Annotated in this window: 14 protein-coding genes; 5 read left to right on the top strand and 9 right to left on the bottom strand. The window is 63.6% G+C overall.

The features are described 5' to 3' along the window. Positions 1–45: 45 nt before the first annotated feature. The gene (locus LB528_RS04270; protein WP_224514573.1) at positions 46–1,095 is read right to left on the bottom strand and encodes a threonine aldolase family protein; all 1,050 of its coding nucleotides are present in this window, start codon (positions 1,093–1,095) and stop codon (positions 46–48) included. Between the two features lie 38 nt (positions 1,096–1,133). Here LB528_RS04270 and LB528_RS04265 point away from each other — a divergent pair, with 38 nt between their 5' ends. From LB528_RS04265 to LB528_RS04255, 3 genes are all read left to right on the top strand, one after another. Then, positions 1,134–1,412: a hypothetical protein gene (locus LB528_RS04265; protein WP_224713942.1), complete on the top strand. Its 279-nt coding sequence runs from the start codon at positions 1,134–1,136 to the stop codon at positions 1,410–1,412. Positions 1,413–1,583: 171 nt separating this feature from the next. Then, entirely contained in the window at positions 1,584–6,320 is a 4,737-nt protein-coding gene (gene gltB / locus LB528_RS04260) for a glutamate synthase large subunit (protein ID WP_224713941.1), read from the top strand. Between the two features lie 198 nt (positions 6,321–6,518). Continuing rightward, the gene (locus LB528_RS04255; RefSeq protein WP_224514569.1) at positions 6,519–7,973 is read left to right on the top strand and encodes a glutamate synthase subunit beta; all 1,455 of its coding nucleotides are present in this window, start codon (positions 6,519–6,521) and stop codon (positions 7,971–7,973) included. A gap of 139 nt (positions 7,974–8,112) precedes the next feature. On the opposite strand, the gene LB528_RS04250 is transcribed toward LB528_RS04255, so the two are convergent. The 3 genes from LB528_RS04250 to LB528_RS04240 form a co-directional block, all read right to left on the bottom strand. Further along, complete coding sequence (locus LB528_RS04250; protein WP_224710840.1) at positions 8,113–8,520, bottom strand: MAPEG family protein; 408 nt, start codon at positions 8,518–8,520, stop codon at positions 8,113–8,115. Between the two features lie 120 nt (positions 8,521–8,640). After that, a complete protein-coding gene (locus tag LB528_RS04245) occupies positions 8,641–9,858 on the bottom strand; it encodes a DUF459 domain-containing protein (protein ID WP_224713940.1) in 1,218 nt (405 codons plus the stop codon). Between the two features lie 114 nt (positions 9,859–9,972). Beyond that, the gene (locus LB528_RS04240; RefSeq protein WP_224514565.1) at positions 9,973–11,193 is read right to left on the bottom strand and encodes a lytic murein transglycosylase; all 1,221 of its coding nucleotides are present in this window, start codon (positions 11,191–11,193) and stop codon (positions 9,973–9,975) included. Between the two features lie 236 nt (positions 11,194–11,429). Between LB528_RS04240 and galU the strand changes: the two genes are divergently transcribed. Continuing rightward, the gene (gene galU / locus LB528_RS04235; protein WP_224514564.1) at positions 11,430–12,335 is read left to right on the top strand and encodes a UTP--glucose-1-phosphate uridylyltransferase GalU; all 906 of its coding nucleotides are present in this window, start codon (positions 11,430–11,432) and stop codon (positions 12,333–12,335) included. Between the two features lie 223 nt (positions 12,336–12,558). On the opposite strand, the gene LB528_RS04230 is transcribed toward galU, so the two are convergent. Next, positions 12,559–14,361: an outer membrane beta-barrel protein gene (locus LB528_RS04230; RefSeq protein ID WP_224713939.1), complete on the bottom strand. Its 1,803-nt coding sequence runs from the start codon at positions 14,359–14,361 to the stop codon at positions 12,559–12,561. A 158-nt stretch (positions 14,362–14,519) separates the two neighbouring features. On the opposite strand from LB528_RS04230, the gene LB528_RS04225 reads away from it, so the two are divergent. Continuing rightward, positions 14,520–15,521, top strand: a complete 1,002-nt coding sequence (locus LB528_RS04225; protein ID WP_224514560.1) for an SIS domain-containing protein — start codon at positions 14,520–14,522, stop codon at positions 15,519–15,521. A 35-nt stretch (positions 15,522–15,556) separates the two neighbouring features. On the opposite strand, the gene LB528_RS04220 is transcribed toward LB528_RS04225, so the two are convergent. From LB528_RS04220 to LB528_RS04205, 4 genes are all read right to left on the bottom strand, one after another. Next, entirely contained in the window at positions 15,557–16,021 is a 465-nt protein-coding gene (locus tag LB528_RS04220) for an NfeD family protein (protein WP_224514558.1), read from the bottom strand. A 21-nt stretch (positions 16,022–16,042) separates the two neighbouring features. Beyond that, complete coding sequence (locus LB528_RS04215; protein ID WP_224514556.1) at positions 16,043–16,993, bottom strand: SPFH domain-containing protein; 951 nt, start codon at positions 16,991–16,993, stop codon at positions 16,043–16,045. A gap of 124 nt (positions 16,994–17,117) precedes the next feature. After that, positions 17,118–18,182, bottom strand: a complete 1,065-nt coding sequence (gene hemH, locus LB528_RS04210; protein ID WP_224514554.1) for a ferrochelatase — start codon at positions 18,180–18,182, stop codon at positions 17,118–17,120. Between the two features lie 144 nt (positions 18,183–18,326). Then, positions 18,327–20,441, bottom strand: a complete 2,115-nt coding sequence (locus LB528_RS04205) for a bifunctional metallophosphatase/5'-nucleotidase (RefSeq protein ID WP_224713938.1) — start codon at positions 20,439–20,441, stop codon at positions 18,327–18,329. Between the last annotated feature and the right edge of the window lie 119 nt (positions 20,442–20,560).

The raw sequence follows: 20,560 nt of genomic DNA, 5'->3' as shown, positions 1-20,560 counted from the left end.
CGAGAGGCGGCCTAGTCATCGGCTTGCTCCTCGACGGCAGCAAAGTCAGGCCAGCAACCGACCGAGACGGTCGACCTCTTCCGTCGTCGTGGCGAAGCTGGCGACGAAGCGGTAGATCGCTTCCTTGTCGCCGAGATGGCCATCGAAACCCTGCGGGACGCCCCATTCGTAGAATTTGGCGCCGGCCGCCTGCAGCTTGTCGGCGGTTTCGCGGGTGAGGATCGCGAACACCTCATTGGCCTGCGGCAGCCAGGCGAGTTTGCCGACCGGCGCGTCCTCGATGGTCTCGGCCAGGTGTGCCGCCATCTGATTGGCGTGCCTCGCCATACGCAGCCACAGATCGTCCGTCAGATAGGCCTCGAACTGAGCCGAAATGAAACGAGCCTTGGAGAAGGTCTGTCCGGCGCGCTGGCGCAGCAAGCGCAGGTCCTTGCCGACGTCCGGATTGAGGATCACCACCGCGTCGGCCATCCAGCAGCCATTCTTGGTGCCGCCGAAGGAGATGATGTCGACGCCGCTCTTCCAGGTCATTTCGGCCGGGCTGACGCCGGTCGCCGCAATCGCATTGGCGAAGCGCGCGCCGTCCATGTGCAGCGGCAGCTTATGGCGGCGGCTGACCTCGGCGATCGCCTTGACATCCTCGACGCTGTAGACCGTGCCGACCTCGGTCGCCTGGGTGACGGTGACCGCCATCGGCTGGCCGGCAGGGGCCAGATCCTGCGAATAGCGCTTGATGGCCCGGTCGAGAGCCTCGGGGTTCATACGCCCCAGCGGTCCCGGCACCGGCGCCATGCGCGCGCCGCCGGTGTAGAAACCCATCGCGCCGAATTCGTCGACATTCATATGCGCCTCGGAATGGCAGAGCGCGATGCCGCCTATGCGGTTCAACGCAGCCATCGAAAGCGCGTTGGCGGCGGTGCCGGTCGCGGCGAAGAAGACCTGCACCTCACGCTCGAAGATATCGCTGAAGCGGCGATAGACGGCGCGGTCCAGATCGCCGTCGCCATAGGCGACAGCGGTGCCGGCGGCATGGCGCGACAGGTTGGCCGAAATGTCGGGGTGGACGCCGGCCCAGTTGTCGGATGCAAAGAACATCGATAGGTCCATATCGTGATTGGCAAAAGCGGCGGGACTTGACCGCTTCGGCGGTCGAAGCGCAAGGGCCAATCGCCGGCAAAGCGGTGAAGCAGCCCGTCGCCTCGAAAGACTCGGACCAAAGCTTGCGCTTCGGACGCTCGTCACGAAATTTTGTGTCGCAGCGCGCCCAAGTTTTTGGTGAATCGGTCTTGTGCGGCTCTCTGATTTCTGCCATAAAATTTAGGACAGTAGTGCTGTCTTATTTTGTCGCACAAAACAGGCTGGACTGGCGTATCATTGCTGCCATTCCGGCCATTGTCGCGAGCGGCGGGTAGACGGCCCGGCTCTGGCCTGTACGATACCGGATGCGAACCGGGCGTATAGCCGTATGGTTCGATGGATTTCGCGAGACGTGCAGCAGGATGAAGGGGAAGCATTCTCGCTTCCCAAGGCAAACCAGCGCCCTGAGACAGTCGGGGCTAAGGTGGAGAACGGAGGATAGGACGATGACGGAACTGACGCCATCTGCGATGAACGGCCAGGCCGCGCAGACGAAAGCGGCAGCCGTTAAAAATACCGTCCCGACTAAAGAGCTGCGAACTGCCAACGGCATGAACGCGCAGGGCCTCTACGATCCGCGCAACGAGCATGACGCCTGCGGCGTCGGCTTCATCGCCAATATGAAGGGCATGAAGTCGCACGGGATCGTCGAGGACGGTCTGGCGATGCTGGAAAACCTCACCCATCGCGGCGCCGTCGGCGCCGACCCGCTGGTCGGCGACGGCGCCGGCGTGCTGGTGCAGATCCCGGACGCTTTCTTCCGCGAGGAAATGGCGGTCGTGGGCGTCGAACTGCCGCCGGCCGGTCAATACGGCGTCGGCCACTGGTTCATGCCGCAGGACGCGGCACTTCGCGCCCATATCGAAGAGATCATCGCCGAATCGGCGCAGTCGGAAGGGCTGCCGCTCATCGGCTTCCGCGACGTGCCGGTCGACAATTCGTCGCTGTCGAAGGCGCCGGATATCGTCGCCTCCGAGCCGTTCCATCGGCAGGTGTTCATCGGCCGCACGGCCGACATTCCGGACGACGAGGAATATGAGGCGCGGCTTTATCTGCTGCGCAAGGTGATCTCGGGCCGGATCTATGCCGAGAACGACAACAAGGATGTCGGCGCCTATTGCGTGTCGCTGTCGGCGCGCACCATCGTCTACAAGGGCATGTTCCTGGCCTACCAGGTCGGCGCTTATTACAAGGACCTCAAGGATCCGCGCTTCGAAACGGCGCTGATCCTGGTTCACCAGCGCTTCTCGACCAACACCTTCCCGTCGTGGAAGCTGGCGCATCCCTATCGCATGGTCGCGCATAACGGCGAGATCAACACCGTGCGCGGCAACAACAACTGGATGGCGGCGCGTCAGGCCTCGGTCGATTCCGAGCTGTTCGGCAACAACATCTCGAAGCTGTGGCCGATTTCCTATGAGGGCCAGTCGGACACGGCGTGCTTCGACAACGCGCTCGAGTTCCTGTTCCAGGGCGGCTATTCGCTTACCCACGCCATGATGATGCTGATCCCGGAAGCCTGGGCCGGCAACAAGCTCATGGACGCCGACCGCAAGGCTTTCTACGAGTACCATGCGGCGCTTATGGAGCCGTGGGACGGGCCTGCGGCGGTGGTGTTCACCGACGGGCGCCAGATCGGCGCCACGCTCGACCGCAACGGCCTGCGCCCGGCGCGCTATATCGTCACCGATGACGACCGCGTCATCATGGCGTCGGAAGCCGGCGCGCTGCCGGTGCCGGAGGAAAAGATCGTGCAGAAGTGGCGGCTGCAGCCCGGCCGCATGCTGCTGATCGACCTCGCCAAGGGCCGCATCGTCTCCGACGAGGAGATCAAGTCGGAGATCGCGACCAGGCATCCCTACAAGACCTGGCTCGCCAACACGCAGCTCATCCTCGAAGACCTGAAGCCGGTCGAGCCGCGCGCGCTGCGCAAGGATGTCAGCCTGCTCGATCGCCAGCAGTCCTTCGGCTACACGCAGGAAGACACCAAGCTTCTGATGGCGCCAATGGCCACCACCGGCCAGGAAGCGGTGGGTTCGATGGGCACCGACACGCCGATCTCGGCGATGTCGGACAAGTCGAAGCTGCTCTACACCTATTTCAAGCAGAACTTCGCCCAGGTCACCAACCCGCCGATCGACCCGATCCGCGAGGAGTTGGTGATGAGCCTGGTGTCGTTCATCGGGCCGCGGCCGAACATCTTCGACCTCGTCGGCACGTCGCGCCGCAAGCGGCTCGAAGTGCGCCAGCCGATCCTGACCAATGGCGATCTGGAAAAGATCCGCTCGATCGGCCACACCGAGGACCGTTTCGACACCAAGACGATCGACATCACCTATGGCTCGAACGAGGGCGCCGCCGGCATGCAAGGCGCCATCGACCGCCTCTGCGAGCGCGCGGAGGCGGCGGTAGCCGGCGGCTACAACATCATCATCCTGTCCGACCGCCAGGTCGGGCCGGACCGCATCGCCATTCCATCGCTGCTGGCGACGGCGGCCGTGCACCATCATCTGATCCGCAAGGGCCTGCGCACCGCGGTCGGCCTCGTGGTGGAATCCGGCGAGCCGCGCGAGGTGCATCATTTCTGCTGCCTGGCCGGTTACGGCGCCGAGGCGATCAACCCCTATCTGGCCTTCGACACGCTGCTCGACATGCACAAGCGCGGCGAGCTGCCGGAAGAGGTCGACGAATACGAGGTGGTCTCGCGCTACATCAAGTCGATCGGCAAGGGCATCCTCAAAGTGATGTCCAAGATGGGCATCTCGACCTACCAATCCTATTGCGGCGCGCAGATCTTCGACGCCATCGGGCTGAAGTCCGATTTCGTCGAGAAGTATTTCACCGGCACGGCGACGCTGATCGAAGGCGTCGGCTTGGACGAGATCGCCACCGAGACGCTCAGCCGTCACAGCGATGCCTTCGGCAGCGATCCGGTGCTGCGCAACAATCTCGAGGTCGGCGGCGAATACATGTTCCGCATGCGCGGCGAGGCGCATATGTGGTCGCCCGATGCGGTGGCCAGCCTGCAGCACGCCGTGCGGCAGGGCTCCTGGGATACGTTCAAGGAGTATTCGGCGCAGATCGACAGCGCGACAGCCAGAGCGCAGACCATCCGCGGCCTGTTCAAGATAAGAACAGCGGAAGAGACCGGCCGCAAGAAGGTCGCGCTCGAAGACGTGATGCCGGCGGCCGAGATCGTCAAGCGCTTCTCGACTGGGGCGATGTCGTTCGGCTCGATCTCCAGGGAAGCGCACACCACGCTGGCGCGCGCCATGAACGCCATCGGCGGCAAGTCCAACACCGGCGAGGGCGGCGAAGAGGCCGACCGCTATCTGCCGCTGCCTGGCGGCGGCAAGAACCCGGAACGCTCGGCGATCAAGCAGGTCGCTTCGGGCCGCTTCGGCGTCACGGCGGAATATCTGGTCAATTCCGATGTCATGCAAATCAAGGTCGCGCAGGGTGCCAAGCCCGGCGAAGGCGGTCAGTTGCCTGGACATAAGGTCGACGCGACCATCGCCAAGGTCAGGCATTCGACGCCCGGCGTCGGCCTGATCTCGCCGCCGCCGCATCACGACATCTATTCGATCGAGGATCTGGCGCAGCTGATCTACGATCTGAAGAACGTCAATCCGGCGGCTGACGTCTCGGTCAAGCTGGTGTCGGAGGTCGGCGTCGGCACGGTCGCGGCGGGCGTCGCCAAGGCGCGCGCCGACCACATCACCATCTCCGGCTATGACGGCGGCACCGGCGCTTCGCCGCTGACCTCGCTCAAGCATGCCGGCAGCCCGTGGGAAATGGGCCTTGCCGAAACGCACCAGACGCTGGTGCTCAACGGCTTGCGTTCGCGCGTCGCGCTGCAGGTCGATGGCGGCTTGCGCACCGGGCGCGACGTCATCATCGGCGCGCTGCTCGGCGCCGACGAGTTCGGCTTCTCGACCGCGCCGCTGATCGCGGCCGGCTGCATTATGATGCGCAAGTGCCACTTGAACACCTGTCCGGTGGGCGTGGCGACGCAAGACCCGGTGCTGCGCAAGCGCTTCAAGGGCACGCCCGAGCACGTCATCAACTTCTTCTTCTATGTGGCGGAAGAGGTGCGGGCGCTGCTTGCCGAAATGGGCTACACCCATCTCGACCAGATCATCGGCGACACCGATCTCCTGGAAAAGCGCGATGTCATTCAGCACTGGAAAGCGCGCGGGCTCGATTTTTCGAAGATGTTCTTCAAGCCGGACGCGCCGCATGAGGCGCTGCATTGGACCGAACGGCAGAAGCATCCGATCGACGACGTGCTCGACCGCAAGCTGATCGAACTGGCGAAGCCGGCGCTGGATGCCAAGCAGCCCTTGACCATCGAGCTGCCGATCCGCAATGTCGACCGCTCTGTCGGCGCCATGCTGTCGGGTGAAGTCGCCAAGCGGTTCAAGCACAAGGGCCTGCGCGAGGACACGATCAAGGTGAAGCTCACCGGCACCGCCGGCCAGTCCTTCGGCGCCTTTCTGGCGCGCGGCGTATCGTTCGAGCTCGTCGGCGCCGGCAACGACTATGTCGGCAAGGGCCTGTCGGGCGGCCGCATCGTCATCCGCCCGCCGGAAGAAGCCAAGATCGTCGCGGCTGACTCGATCATCGTCGGCAACACGGTGCTTTACGGCGCCACCGAGGGCGAGGCCTATTTCGCCGGCGTCGCCGGCGAGCGTTTCGCGGTGCGCAATTCCGGCGTGGCCGCCGTCGTCGAAGGCGTCGGCGATCATGGCTGCGAATACATGACCGGCGGCATCGTGGTCGTGCTCGGCAAGACCGGACGCAACTTCGCGGCCGGCATGTCGGGCGGCGTCGCCTATGTGCTGGACGAGAAAGGCGACTTCGCCGAACGCTGCAACATGGCGATGGTCGAGCTCGAGCCGGTACCGGAAGAGGACGACCTGATGGAGAAGCTGCTCCATCACGGCGGCGACCTCGACCACAAGGGCCGCGTCGACGTGTCGGGCGACATGACCAGCCATGACGAGGAACGGCTCTATCAGCTGATCTCGAACCACGTGCATTTCACCGGTTCGGTGCGCGGCCGCGAGATCCTCGACAACTGGCAGAATTTCCGGCCGAAATTCCGAAAGATCATGCCGGTCGAATATCGCCGCGCGCTGATCGAGATGGAACGCATGCGCATGAGCGTGGCGGCGGAATAGGCCTTCGGGCGCGGGCCGGGCAGATGACTTCCCGGCCGGCATCCTCACCAACAATCCTGACCCCGCGAGCATGACCCCGAAGTGGGAACCGGTTTTCGGCGAAGGTCATGCTCCAACAAGGTGCGGTTGCCATGGCAGCCTTAAGGGGTTAACGGGTGCGCGACAAAAAGCGTGCCTTCGGACAGCAGGGACTGGACTATGGGCAAGGTAACAGGCTTTCTCGAGATCGACCGGCAGGTGCACAAGTATCAGCCGGCCTCTGACCGCATCCGGCATTTCCGCGAATTCACGCTGCCGATGTCGGATAAGGAGGTCGAGAAACAGGCCGCGCGCTGCATGGATTGCGGCATCCCGTACTGCCACGGGCCGACCGGCTGCCCGATACACAACCAGATCCCCGACTGGAACGATCTCGTCTACAATGGCGACTGGGACAGCGCGATCCGCAACCTGCATTCGACCAACAATTTCCCGGAATTCACCGGCCGCATCTGCCCGGCGCCGTGCGAGGAAGCCTGCACGCTCAACCTCGAAGACATTCCGGTCGCCATCAAGACGATCGAGCAGGCGATCGCCGACAAGGCCTACGAGACCGGCCACATCCGGCCTTATCCGCCGGAGAAGAAGACCGGCAAGCGTGTCGCCGTCATCGGCTCCGGTCCGGCCGGCATGGCGGCGGCGCAGCAGCTCGGCCGCGCCGGCCATGACGTGCATGTCTATGAGCGCGAAAGCCGTCCCGGCGGGCTGATGCGCTACGGCATCCCCGATTTCAAGATCGAGAAGCACTATATCGACCGACGCATCGAGCAGATGCAGGGCGAGGGCGTGACTTTCCATTGCGGTGTCAATGTCGGCGTCGACATGAAGGCGGCCGATCTCATCGAGGAATTCGACGCGGTGCTCTATTGCGGCGGCTCCGAAACGCCGCGCCCGGCCGGCATTCCGGGCAGCGACTTCAGCGGCGTCTATGACGCGATGCCCTATCTCGTGCAGCAGAACCGTCGCGTCGGCGGCGAGCCGATCCAGTCGGTGGCCTGGCCATCGCACCCGATCATCGCCGGTGGCCAGCATGTCGTCGTGGTCGGCGGCGGCGACACCGCGTCCGACTGCATCGGCACCGCTTTCCGCCAAGGCGCGGTGCGCGTGACGCAGCTCGACATCCGCCCGCAGCCGCCGGAGAAGGAAGACAAGCTGGCGGTATGGCCCTACTGGGCGACGAAGATGCGCACGTCCTCCTCGCAGGCCGAGGGGGCCGAGCGCGAATTTCAGGTGGCGACGCTCGAATTCATCGGCGAGGACGGCCAGTTGACCGGTGTGCGCTGCTGCGAGGTTGACGACAAGCGCAAACCGATTCCCGGCACCGAGTTCGTCATCCGCGCCGATCTCGCCTTCATCGCCATCGGCTTTGCCGGTCCTGCGAGCGACAGCCTGATGAAAGAGCTCGACGGTAAGATCAAGGTCATCACCGACAGCCGCCGCTCGAAGAATGTCGAGGCGAACGACCACGACTACAGGACCAGCATCGACAAGCTCTATGCGGCTGGCGACGTGCGTCGTGGCCAGTCACTTGTGGTCTGGGCGATCCGCGAGGGCCGGCAGGCGGCGCGCTCGATCGACGAGGCATTGATGGGATCGACGGTACTGCCGCGGTAAGGCTTCAAAGCACTCAGCCATTAGACCCTGATGGCGTTTCGTTGAATCGCCGTCACGGTCTAACTCTTTGTTGGAGCATGATCTTTATCCGAAAACCGGTTCCCACTTCTCGGGATCATGCTCTAGCTTCTTGAAGCGCCTAACCGGCCAGCAGCTTTACCGCCCAGTAGAGGCCGATGGCCATCTGGACCGCGAACGCGGAAAATCGAGCCTTGACCGCGTTTGGACTTGTCGACGCCAGATGAATGGCCGACTGGATTAGCCGCGCGGCGATAAACCAGTATGCAAGGGGGTCGGTGATCCCCGTCCGCGAAGTCATCATGGCCACGCCCATGAGGCCACCGAATATCGGGAGTCCCTCAATGCAATTGGCGTGGGCTCGCGCAAGCCGCTGCAAAAAGGGCGAAAGACCTGCGTTATCCGGCGTGAAGCCATTTGCCGGGATGCGGCCGCTCACCACAAGGTGGGTGCGCAGGATCTCCATCCATACAAGCAGGAGGAGGGTCCAAGTTACGAAGCCAAGCAAGGCATAGCCCGTCGCCGACATGTTCGCCCCCCTGTAATCCCAGCGGGATAGAACAATGCCATTGTTCGGCCTAGCGTGAAATCGCTTTCGCGCAGGACGATCTAAGGGTGATCTCATCCCGACGAATCCGATGGACGTCGATTAAGGGCTGGCGGGCGTGGAGTCCGACTCGACGGCTGCTGTCGCCGGCTGCGTCTTCGGCGGCCACGAAAAATCGTCGGCGCGGCCGGGCGAGGCGGCGGGCGCCTTGCCTTCGACGATCAGTTTTTCGCCTGGCAGGTTCGGATCGGCCCTGGCCGGCTGCGCGGCGCCGAGCAGCTCGGTGCCGCCGTCGAGCGCCGGGTCGCCGAGAAGCATCGGCGCGGTGCGGTCGACGATGACGGGCGCCGCGGCCGGCTTCGGCGCCTCAACCGGAGCTCCGGCCGGCGCCGACACGGTCGTGACGCTTCCCGGCGCCGCCAAGCCCAGGATCTTCGCCAGCGGCTTTTCCGTATAGAAGGCGAGCTTGCGCTTGCCGGCCTTGGTGACGTTGATGCCGTCGTCGGAACGCAGGCGAACCGGCTGGCCGTTGATGTCCGGGCCGGAGGTGACGAAAGCGCCGTTCTCGTCGACGAAGCCGTCCCAGACGTCGACGAATTCGCCGCCATGCTTTTCGGCGACCGAATGGTAGATGTCGTTGAAGGCGAGCATGTCCGAGTTCATCTTCGACACACCGAAAGCCGGCATGCCGACCCACAGGAACGGCACCTTGGTGTCCTGGATGGCCTTGCCGAGCGCATCGGCGCGGCGCTCGTATTCCTTGGTCCAGTTCTCCGAGCGCGGCTGCTCGCGCACCTCGCCGACCCGCATCTGCTGGCGGTCATTGGAGCCCAGCATGACGATCACGGCCGACGGTTTCTCGGTCTCGATCAGCGACTTGATCTCGACCGGCCAGTTATAGAAATCGTCGCGAACGAAGCCCGACGACCCGTTGGCGCGGGCGACGATCCTGACGGCGGGATTGTCGGCAAAGGCGGTGTCCAGGCCCTCGGCCAGCCCGCCCGCCAGAAAATCGCCGACCACCAGCACGACATGGGCGTCGTTCGTCTTCTCGACGATCGGCGTTTCCGGCTCGGCCGGCGGGCGCGGCTTGGCTTTCTTCTTCGGTTTCGGCCTTGATTTCTGGATTTCGAACGGTGGCTCGACGCGTTCGCTGCGGCGCGGGAACAGAAGGTCGCGCAGCGACCAGCCACGGCTTTCCTCCTGCGCAAACGCGGGGGCGTGGAAAGCGCCGGCGGCGGTGACGACAAGCACGGCAAGGGCGAGAATCAGGACAGGCGCCCGGCGAATGCTCTGCCTGATACGCGCAACCGAAACCAAACACCTCTCCATCCCTTGGCGCATCACCAGACAGACATGGCAAAGTCATGCGCAAGCCGAAGCGCTACAGCATCCGTGCCGTCTTTGAAAGAACGCCTGGCGCTTCCGCAGGCTCTACTGCTTGCGAAGCCATTTGAGCACTTCCAGGCTCGGATAGCCATCCTGGGTCAGGCCAACCTTTGCCTGATAGGCCATGATGGCGGCCTTCGAGCCGTCGCCGATCTTGCCGTCGAACTTGCCGTCATAGTAACCGTGCTCGGAAAGCCGCTTTTGCAACTCCTGCCGCTCCTCGAAGCTTAGCTTGGTGAAGGGCCGCTGCCAGTCCTGCACTAGGCCGGGGCCGCCGGCGATCTCGTCGGCGAGCAGGCCGACGGCCAAGGCGTATTTGTCGGCATTGTTGTAGGCTTTGATCACCGAGAAATTCCTGATCATCAGGAAGGCGGGGCCACCCCGGCCGTCCGGCACTTTCAGCGTCGCCTTGTCGGTCAGGTTCCTGAACGGCTTGCCGTTGGCCCTGACGACGCCGAGCGCCTGCCATTGGGCGATCGTCTTTGCTCCGCCGGGCAGTTTGCCGGCCGGGATAGTGACCTCATAGCCCCAGGTCTTGCCGGCCTGCCAGCCGTTCTTCTTGAGCAGATTGGCCGAGGTCGCCAGCGCGTCGGGGATCGAATTCCAGATGTCACGCCTGCCGTTGCCGTCCATGTCGACCGCATAGCGCTGATAGCTGGTCGGAATGAACTGGGTCTGACCCATCGCGCCGGCCCAGGAGCCCATCAGATGGCTCTCGTCGATGTCGCCGGTCTGCAGGATCTTCAAGGCCGCGATCAATTGGGTGCGCGCATATTTCGAGCGCTTCGCGTCGCCATAGGCGAGCGTGGAAAGCGAACGTATGACATTGCGCATGATGTCGTCGCGCTTGAGGATCTCGCCATAGTTCGATTCCATCGACCAGATCGCCAGAAGGATATTGCGGTCGACACCGAACCGCGCCTCGATCCGATCGAGCCAAGGCTTCCATTTCTTCGCCATTGCCCGGCCGTTGGCCACCGACTGGTCATGTACGCGGTTGTCGAAATAATCCCAGGCGGGGGCGGTGAATTCCGGCTGGGTGCGGGCCTTTTCCAGCACGACCGGGTCGGGCTCGATGCCTCTCATAGCCTGGTCGTAGACAGCGCCCGAAACGCCGCCGGCCACCGCGGTGCCGCGAAAACCCGCGACCCACTGACGGAACCCGGCATCGGCGAAAGCAGGACCGGCGGGCACCAACAAGGCCAGCGCGAGGCCGGCGGCCGTAGCCAATGCCGTCAGGCGCCTCGCGGTGTTGCGAACGGACATCATTTCCTCCTTCGTCAAATCAGGAAGACCATTCAACGCCGAACCGGGTTAGTATTTAGTTTACCATAGGAGCCATCGGGAACGAAAAGAGGTATCGCGGCTTTTAGCTGTTACGTTCACTGCTCGCCGTTAATCCAACATTCCGGCGTGAAAATGATTCCGTCGTGAAAATGTTTGGGGGATTGCGGAGCGTGCCGCCGAGCGGATAATTGGCCGAAACGGAAGGGGGTGTCAGCATGAAGCGCGTTCGCAAGGCAGTTTTCCCGGTCGCCGGCCTCGGCACGCGGTTTCTTCCGGCCACCAAGGCCATCCCGAAGGAAATGCTGACCGTCGTCGACCGGCCGGTCATCCAATATGTAGTCGACGAGGCGCGCGAGGCCGGCATCGAGCATTTCATCTTCGTCACCGGGCGTAACAAGGCGGTTATCGAGGACCATTTCGACGTGCAGTTCGAGCTCTATGACACGCTCGCCCAGCGCGGCAAGGACGACCAGCTCGCGCGCCTGCAGCGGCTGCAGCCGGCGCCGGGACAGACGAGCTTCACGCGCCAGCAGGTGCCGATGGGCCTCGGCCACGCCGTCTGGTGCGCCCGCGAATTGGTCGGCGATGAACCCTTCGCGCTGCTCCTGCCGGACATGATCATGCAGTCGGAAAAGAGCTGCATGAGGAGTATGGTCGAACTCTATGCCGCGACCGGCAACAACATCGTCGCCGTGCAGGAATGCGACCCGGCGGAAGCGCATAAATACGGCATTGTCGGCCGCGGCGAGGACGCGCATCACGGCTTCCGTATCACCGGCATGGTGGAGAAGCCGAAACAGGGCACTGCGCCGTCCAACCTCTACATCAACGGCCGCTACATCCTGCAGCCGGAAATCTTCGGCATCCTGGAAAGCCAGGAACGCGGCGCCGGCAACGAAATCCAGCTGACCGACGCGATGCTGAAGCTGGAAAAACAGCAGCCTTTCTTCGGCTATCACTACAAGGGTCGCACCTTCGATTGCGGCTCGCCGGAAGGTTTCGTCGAGGCCAATGTCGCCTTCGCGCTGTGGCGCAGCGACATGAACGCAAGCATGGCCGGTGTCATCCGCACGCTGCTGGACGAGGTGCGGCCGGCGGAGCGCCGCGGCGCGGCGTTCTAGCCAATGCCGAGATTCAGGTGAGGCCGGTCTGCGAACGGCAGGTTCCTGCGCTTCGGTGCTCACGTACTTTGAGTACGCTCCGCTCCGGCCTTCGCCGGCCGAAGCCCTCATAAGTGTGTCCGTTCTATAAAGGCTTCGGCCGGCAAAGGCCGGTTCTCGGAACCCGCCGGTCTCGACTCGGCCTGACCTGAATCTCGGCATAGGCTTGGGCCGTTGCCGCTCTTCAGCGCTGGACCTTCAGTCCGAGATAGACGCTGTTGGCCGTGTAGTCGCGACCAGGCAGGTTGCTGGTCAGCTTCTCGGTCCTGACGCGGGTGGTAACCCCGGCATAGCGGTTCAGCCACCAGGTCAGCCCGGCCTCGGCGCTCAGGATCATGTCGTGGCCGTCGGAGCCAGTGTAATCGCGCCAATCGAGGCCTAGCGCTGAGTTCGCCGTCAGATTGGCGCGGATCTGGCGCTCGCCGGTCAGACGTCCGGAGTAGAGGATGTCGCCGCTCTCGTTTGCCGTTGTGGTGGTCTCGACGCTGGTCTTGCCGGTGAGGCCGATGATGGTGCCGCGCTCGGGCGACCATTTGAGGTCGGCATTGATGGACGGCCCGGCGATTGCCGGCAGGCGGCTGTCGTCGATCGCCTCGCGCAACCAGCCGACGGAGAATTCGCCCGATAGCTTCTCGCCCATGTCGAGCTCGAGGCCGGCGCGCGCCCCGAGCCGCTTCGAGGAGCGCTCAAAGCCGTCGGTATCGAGACGCTGATCATAGACCCGGCGGCCGAGTTCGACTTCCGTGAAGGGCGTGAGCGCCGGCGAAATCTCATAGCCGGTGCGCAAAGTGGCAGTGTAGAGCGTATTGTTGCGATCTTTCTGCGATATCGTGGCGCCGTCGGTGAGCTCGGCATCGCCATAGACGTCATGCGAGACCGCGCCGGTCAGCGTGTAACGCATCTTGCCGACACTCTTTTCGAGACCGAGGCTGCCGTCCAGGGTCTGGCGCAACGGCTGTTGGTTGACGCCGGCGATCGCGTCCGGCGAGGAGGCTGATTCCGGTGCTGCCTCATAGCCGAGCTTGGCGATGGCGCGCAGCTCGTTGTCGAGATCGACATTGAGCTGGCCTTCGATGCGGCCCTGCGCATCGTTGATCTTTTCGCCCGAGACGGTGTTGCGGAACTGGCCGTAGCCGGTGATCAGAGCCGAATTCTCGCGCCAGTCGGAGGTCGCGGTGAAACGCAGCGCCGTCTCGGACAGAACGGCGGATTTGCCTGTGCTGCTGGAATCGGCATTAGAGGTCGCGGTGAAGCCTTGCTCGAGCGTTGGCCGGAAGACAAAGGTGCCGACCTTGATGCCGGGAGCAGCGAAGGGATCCTCCTCCGGCTTGACCTTCCGGCCTTCGATGGATGCGGTGCGCTCCTGGCCTGGGTCGAGCTTCTGCTTGTCGACGCTGTCGATGGTGGAGGCGCGGCGGTTGCTGCCGTCGTCGTCGGTCGCCGCGGTGTCGGTCTGGCCACCGGAGGCGGCGGTCGCGGCGGTGGTCGTTCTGTCGGTGGTCTCACCCGCCTTCTTCTTGGCCTTCTTCTTGTCGGCGGTCTTGGTATTCGCCTTGGCGTCGGTCTTGGTGTCCTGCGTGCGCCGATTCGCCGTCGAGGGCCGGCGCGGTTTTGCCGGCTTTGTCGTAACGGCCAACGGATCGTCTGTTGCCTGCGGCTGGTCGAAGATGCTGTCCGGCGCGCCCGCCGCCGGATCATTATCGGGAACGGCGCCGGGGCTCGACGGCTGGTATGTCGTCGGCGCCGTGTCCTGGGCGGCCGCAACCGGAGGCGGGGCCTGATCCAGCGATCCTTGCGCCCGCAACTGCCTCGCCTTGCGCTGCTGGTCGGCGAGTATGGCCGATTCGGAGACCTCGCCGCGCAGCTCGGTTTCCTGCGAAAACGCAGGCACCGGGCGCAGCAAGGCAAGCGCGCTTGCCGTCAGCAGCAGTGCTGCAACGGCAATGCCCCTTCGACCGATTTTCGTTTCAGGCTGGCCCCCGGACATCGTCACCACTGCTTGCGCGGCGCGCTTGCGCCATACTTACCGAACCGTAAATGCGGATGGTTAACGGAGGGTTGAGAGAGCCGCCTCAGAGCCCCTCCAACCGGAGGCTAAGGCAATTCTGTTGGACAGGGACGCGGCAAAGCGCTAATCGCTTCGCCATGCATGCGGGGTCCCCAGAAAGAAAGCAGCCGGACAGGCAGGCTGCGATCGAATCGGCGCTGAGAACGGTGGCGACGGAGCAGGCCGGCGTGGCGGCGCTGGCCACCGCGCTCGCAGACGGCCTGGCCGAGCCTTTTGCCGCTGCGATCGACTTGATCTCGCGGATCGAGGGCCGTGTCATCGTTACCGGTGTCGGCAAGAGCGGCCATATCGGCTCCAAGATCGCCGCGACGCTTGCCTCAACCGGCACGCCAGCTTTTTTCGTCCATCCGGCCGAGGCCAATCACGGCGATCTCGGCATGATCGCCAAGGACGACGCCATCATCGCCATGTCGTGGTCGGGCGAGAGCAAGGAATTGATGGGCATCGTCGCCTATTCAAGGCGTTTTTCCATCCCGCTGATCGCAATCACTTCCGGCGAAAACTCGGCGCTGGCGCGGGCGGCCGATGTGGTCCTGCTCCTGCCCGCCGTGCCTGAGGCCTGTCCGCATGGGCTGGCGCCCACAACCTCCGCCTTGCTGCAACTCGTCATGGGCGATGCGCTGGCGATCGCGCTGCTCGAGGCGCGCGGTTTCACGCCGGATCATTTCCGCACCTTCCACCCGGGCGGACAGCTCGGCGCCAATCTGGCCCAGCTGCGCGAGATCATGCATGTCGGCGAAAGGCTGCCGCTGGTGTCGTCGGGCACCGGCATGCGCGAGGCGATCCTGGAATTGTCGCGCAAGGGTTTCGGCTGCGTGGCGATCACCGGCGCCGACGGCGCGCTGGTCGGCATCATCACCGATGGCGACATCCGCCGCCACATCGCGAGCGACCTTCTTTCGATGAGCGTCGATCAGGTGATGACGAAGAAGCCGAAGACCGCAAGCCCCGACACGCTGGTGGCGACGGCGCTGCAGACGATCAACACCTCCGCCATCACCAGCCTGATGGTCGTCGAGGGCGGGCGGCCCGTGGGATTGGTGCATCTTCACGACCTGCTGCGCATCGGCGCGGCGTAAGACGCACTGATATTCAGGTGAGGCTGGTTATCTGCTCAAACAGCCTCGACAGTCAGCTCCAGGTCAGTATCGGCGGCTCCCGTCACGCGCACCTGCGTGCCGGCCGGCAGATCCGGGCCTGAGACGCGCCATAGTGTGTCGCCGAGTTTGATGCGGCCACGGCCGTCCTTGATCGGTTCGGCCAGGGTCGCCATCTTGCCGATCATTTGGGCGCCGCGGCGATTGAGCAGCGGCTGGTCGGTTGGATCCTGCCGCCCGCCAACCAGCTTCGAGCCGACATAGGCTGAAACCAGCGATAGTGCGAGAAAGGCGAGAACCTGGATTTGCCAGGTCCAGAACCCGGCGTCCCAGATGAGCAGCGATACGGCGCCGATGATCAGGGCGGCAATGCCGATCCACAGCATGAAGATACCCGGCGCAACGACTTCCATCACGAGCAGGGCGATACCCAGAACCATCCAGTTCCACGGGCCCAGTTCGGAAATAATGCGGTCGAGCATATGAGTGTGCTCCTTAAGACATCAATTCTCGCTCGGGCGAACCACCGGCGGTCGGGCGGCCTGCCTTTGCGCGCCGGCGGTGCCTTCGTTCCTGAAGACCTCCTTGGCGATCTCGCCAATGCCGCCGAGAGTGCCAATCAGCGAGGAGGCCTCCAGCGGCATCAGCACGACCTTGCTGTTCGTGGCAGAGCCGATCCTGGTCAGAGCCTCGGTATATTTCTGGGCGACGAAATAGTTGAGGGCCTGGACGTCGCCCTTGGAAATCGCCTCCGACACGACTTGCGTGGCGCGGGCTTCGGCTTCGGCCGAGCGCTCGCGCGCCTCGGCATCGCGGAAGGCGGCTTCTTTGCGGCCTTCGGCCTCGAGGATCTGCGACTGCTTGAGACCTTCGGCGGCCAGGATCTGCGCGCGCTTGTTGCGCTCGGCCGTCATCTGCCGCCCCATCGATTCAATGAGATTGGCCGGCGGATTGATGTCCTTGATCTCGACGCGGGTGATCTTGATGCCCCATGGATGCGCGGCTTCATCGACGACGCGCAGCAGGCGCTCATTGATGGCGTCACGGTTGGACAGCAGCTCATCGAGATCCATCGAACCCATGACCGTGCGGATGTTGGTCATGGTGAGGTTGAGGATGGCGTTCTGCAGGCCGGAGACCTGGTAGGCAGCCTGCGCCGCATTGAGTATCTGGAAGAAGGCGATCCCATCGACGCCGACGATGGCATTGTCGCGGGTGATGATTTCCTGACTGGGAACATCGAGCACCTGCTCCATCATGTTCATCTTGGCGCCGATGCGGTCGATGAACGGAACGATGAGATTGAGGCCGGGGCTTAATGTCTTGGTATAACGGCCAAACCGCTCAACCGTATAGTTGTAGCCTTGGGGTATTGTCCGAATGCCCTTGAAAAGCACCAAAACGACAAGTGCAACAAGAACCATAATCGCAATGTCGAAACCGCTAAAGCTCATTTCGCTTCTCCCTCAAAGGCGGCGACCTCACGGAATCACTTAAGTGTGTTTCCGCAACGTTACAATCAGTTGATCGTTAGCGAAGGCTTTTGCGCACCGGTTTCAAGCCTGTCGGTGAAGCCGGTCACACCCAGCCGGCGAGCTCGCGCCGCACCAGTGCTTCGATTACAGCCATGCCCTCGGCACTGTCGTTGAGACAGGGGATGTGGGCGAAGTTCTTGCCGCCGGCCTGATGGAAGGTTTCGGCCGCTTCACGGCCGATCTCGTCCAGCGTCTCGATGCAGTCGACGGAAAAGCCCGGATTGACGATGGCGATCGATTTCATGCCGTCCTTGGCCAGTTTCTCGACCGTGATGTCGGTATAGGGCTGCAACCATTCCTGCGCGCCGAAACGCGACTGGAAGGTGGTGATGAGCTGGTTCTCGTCCCAGCCGAGCCTTGCCCGCAGCAGCCGCGTCGTCTCCAGGCAATGCGCCCGGTACGGATCGCCCTTGTCGGAATAGGGTTTCGGGATGCCGTGATAGGATGTGATCACCACCTCCGGCACGAAATCAAACGTCGCGATGTGCTTCTCGATCGAAAGCGCAAGCGCCTCGATATAGACCGGCTCGTCATAATAGGGCGGCACGCTGCGGATCGCCGGCGCGTGCCTGATCTTCATCAGCGCACGGAACAGCTGGTCGTTTGCCGTCGCCGTCGTCGTCGCCGAATATTGCGGATAGAGCGGGAAGGTCAGGATGCGCTCGCAGCCCTGCTCGACCAGTCTTTGGACGACGCTTGCCGTCGAGGGACTGCCGTAGCGCATCGCCCAATCGACCACCACATCGGGCAGGTCGGCCAGTGCGGCGGCCAGCTTCTCACCCTGCGCGCGGGTGAACGTGCGCAACGGCGACTCGTTCATCTCCCGGTTCCAGATACGGGCGTAGTTGGCGCCGGACTTCTTCGGCCGGGTTGTCAGCACCAGCCCGTAGAGGATCGGATACCAGATCGCCTTGTTGAGCTCGATAACGCGCGGGTCGGAAAGGAATTCGCGCAGGTAGCGCCACATCGGCTTGAAGTCGGTGCCGTCGGGCGTACCGAGATTGACCAGCATGATGCCGATCTTGCCTGGCCTGACCGGTGCGGCGTCGGCGGACAGCGGACCGACTGCCTTTGCGGCTTCGGCATCGGTAGGATTGGCAAGCGTCATCAACAGTCTCCGGTAGCGCCGCGAAACTAGCGATGCCCTGGCGGGTTTCAATGCCGCGTCTGGCCGCACCTTACCGCGTTACGATCTGAAAAAGGAACACCCGCCCGGTTGCCTGAGCGGGTGCCATGGGTTCCGGATGACCGGTTACTTCGCGGCCGGCGGAATGGTCAGCGTCGCGCCGAGCGGCAGGCGGCGCGGCTTATAATCCTTGTTGGCTTCGGAGATGAGCTTCCACTTGGCGGCGTCGCCATAGGCTTTCTTGGCCAGGTCCCAATAGGTATCGCCGGCGGCGATGGTGTGGCTGGTTTCTGCCGCCTTGGTTTCTGTGGGTTCGGCCGCGGGACCAGGGGTTGCCGGGGCAGCCTCGGCAGGCTTTGCCGGTTCCGCGGCCGGCGCCGCGGGCGCCGTCTCAGCCGGCTTCGCGGTCTCGGCGGGCGCGGCCGGAGCGGTTTCAGCCGAAACGGCCGGCGGGGTGCCGGCAATGTCGCTGGAACCGGAAGGCAGAGCCGGCATCGCCGGTTCGCTGTTTGCCGGCGAAGCCTCGGCCGGTTTTGCTGCCTCGGCCGCAGGCGCCTGGGTGGCGGCGGGAGCGGTCTCGGCAGCCTTTGCCGGTTCCGCAGGCTTGGCCGGCTCGGTCGCCGCCGTGGTTGCCACAATCTCGGTGATGCGGCCGTCGAGCTTGGGCGTGTAGGGCCGATGCGCGCCGAGATAGTCGGCCACTACCTGTTCGAGGCCGGGGCCGTAGTCATAGGCATCCGTCGCTTTCTCGGCGAAGACCTTATAGCCGTCGCCGCCCTGGCGGACATAGTTGTTGGTGGCGACGAGATACTGCTTGTCGGGATTGATCGGCGCCCAGGCGCCGTTCTCCATCACTTCGACCGATTTGACGCGGCCGGCATTGGGCGCGACCGACTTGTCGAAGGAATATTTCAGCCCGGCAACCTGCGGGAAGCGGCCGGCGCCGTCCTCGACCTGGCTGAGACCGCTTTCGAGGCCCGCAACCAGGTCCTTGCCGGAAATCTTGAAGGTCGCCAGCGTGTTCTGGAAGGGCAGCACGGTCAGCACCTCGCCCATGGTCACTATGCCCTGGTCGATCGAGGCGCGCAGGCCGCCACCATTCGAAATGACGATCTCGACGCCCTGGCCCTTGGTGCGGTCGAGGATGGCGTCGGAGACGAGATTGCCCATCTCGCATTCGCGCGCGCGGCAATTCTCGCGGCTGCCGTCGATCGCCTTGGTGGTCTCGGCCACCTCCTTGTTCTTCAGCGCCTCGATCGGCGCGCCGAGCTCCTTGATGCGGGCAAGGACAGCGGGATCGGGCGTGATCGACTTGTCGAGATGGATCGGGGCGCCGCTGGCTTCCTTGACGACGCCGTTGTCGTCGAACACGACCTTGAACTCGCCGAGATATTTCGAATAGGACGCGGCCTGCACCACCGGCACCTTGGAGCCGTCGGGGTTGTCGACCATCGTCGGATAGGGACCCTCGGCCTTCGGATCGGTGTTGGACAGAAGCGTGTGGCTGTGGCCGCCGACCACCACGTCGATCCCCGGGATCTTGGCGATGACGTCGCGCTCGCGCCGGTAGCCGATATGGGTGACCGCGATGATCTTGTTGATGCCTTGCGCCTTCAGCTTCTCGACCTCGGCGGTGATCGCCTTGACGTCATCCGTGATGGCGATGTTCGGACCGGGCGAGGCGAGTTCGGGCGTGTCATTGGTGACGGCGCCGACGATGCCGATCTTCTGGCCGCCGACCTCGACGACGATCGACGGCTTGATCTTGTCCTTGGCGCCGAACTTGTCGTTGGGCACGACGTTGGCGCTGACGATGGGGAATTTCGCCTTGTCAAGGTAAGGCACCAGGGCGGTCTCGCCGTCGTCGAACTCATGATTGCCGAGCGTCACCGCGTCGGGCTTGATCTGATTGAGGAATTCCTCTTCCGCAGCACCCTTGTAGGTGGTGTAGAAGAGCGACCCCTGGAAGCTGTCGCCGGCATTGAGCAGCAGCACGTTCTGGCCTTCGAGCTTCTTGCGCTCCTCAGCGATCGCCGTGATCAGCCGGCCGGCGCCGCCGATGCATTCGCCCTTGGTCTCTTCGTCGGCCGAACAGGTCGACTCGTATTTGTTGTTGCCTTCGATGCGGCTGTGCCAATCGTTGAAATGCAGGATGTTCAGCGTGTAGTCGGCAAAAGACACGCCTGCCGACAGGCCGAGCGCCGAGGCCGACAGGGCTAGGATCGCGGCAATCTTCTTCATCTTCGTCTCCCGGATAAGCTGACTTCGAATATGCTAGCGCCCTCGCTTGACTGGAAAATAACAGTCAGCCTCGGGCCATGTTCACATCGGGTCCTGGGCGATGCAAGCACAAATCAGGG

The sequence above is a fragment of the Mesorhizobium sp. CA4 genome (genome assembly GCF_020165075.1).
Classification (GTDB): Bacteria; Pseudomonadota; Alphaproteobacteria; order Rhizobiales; family Rhizobiaceae; genus Mesorhizobium.
This window is presented reverse-complemented; position numbering and strand designations above follow the sequence as displayed.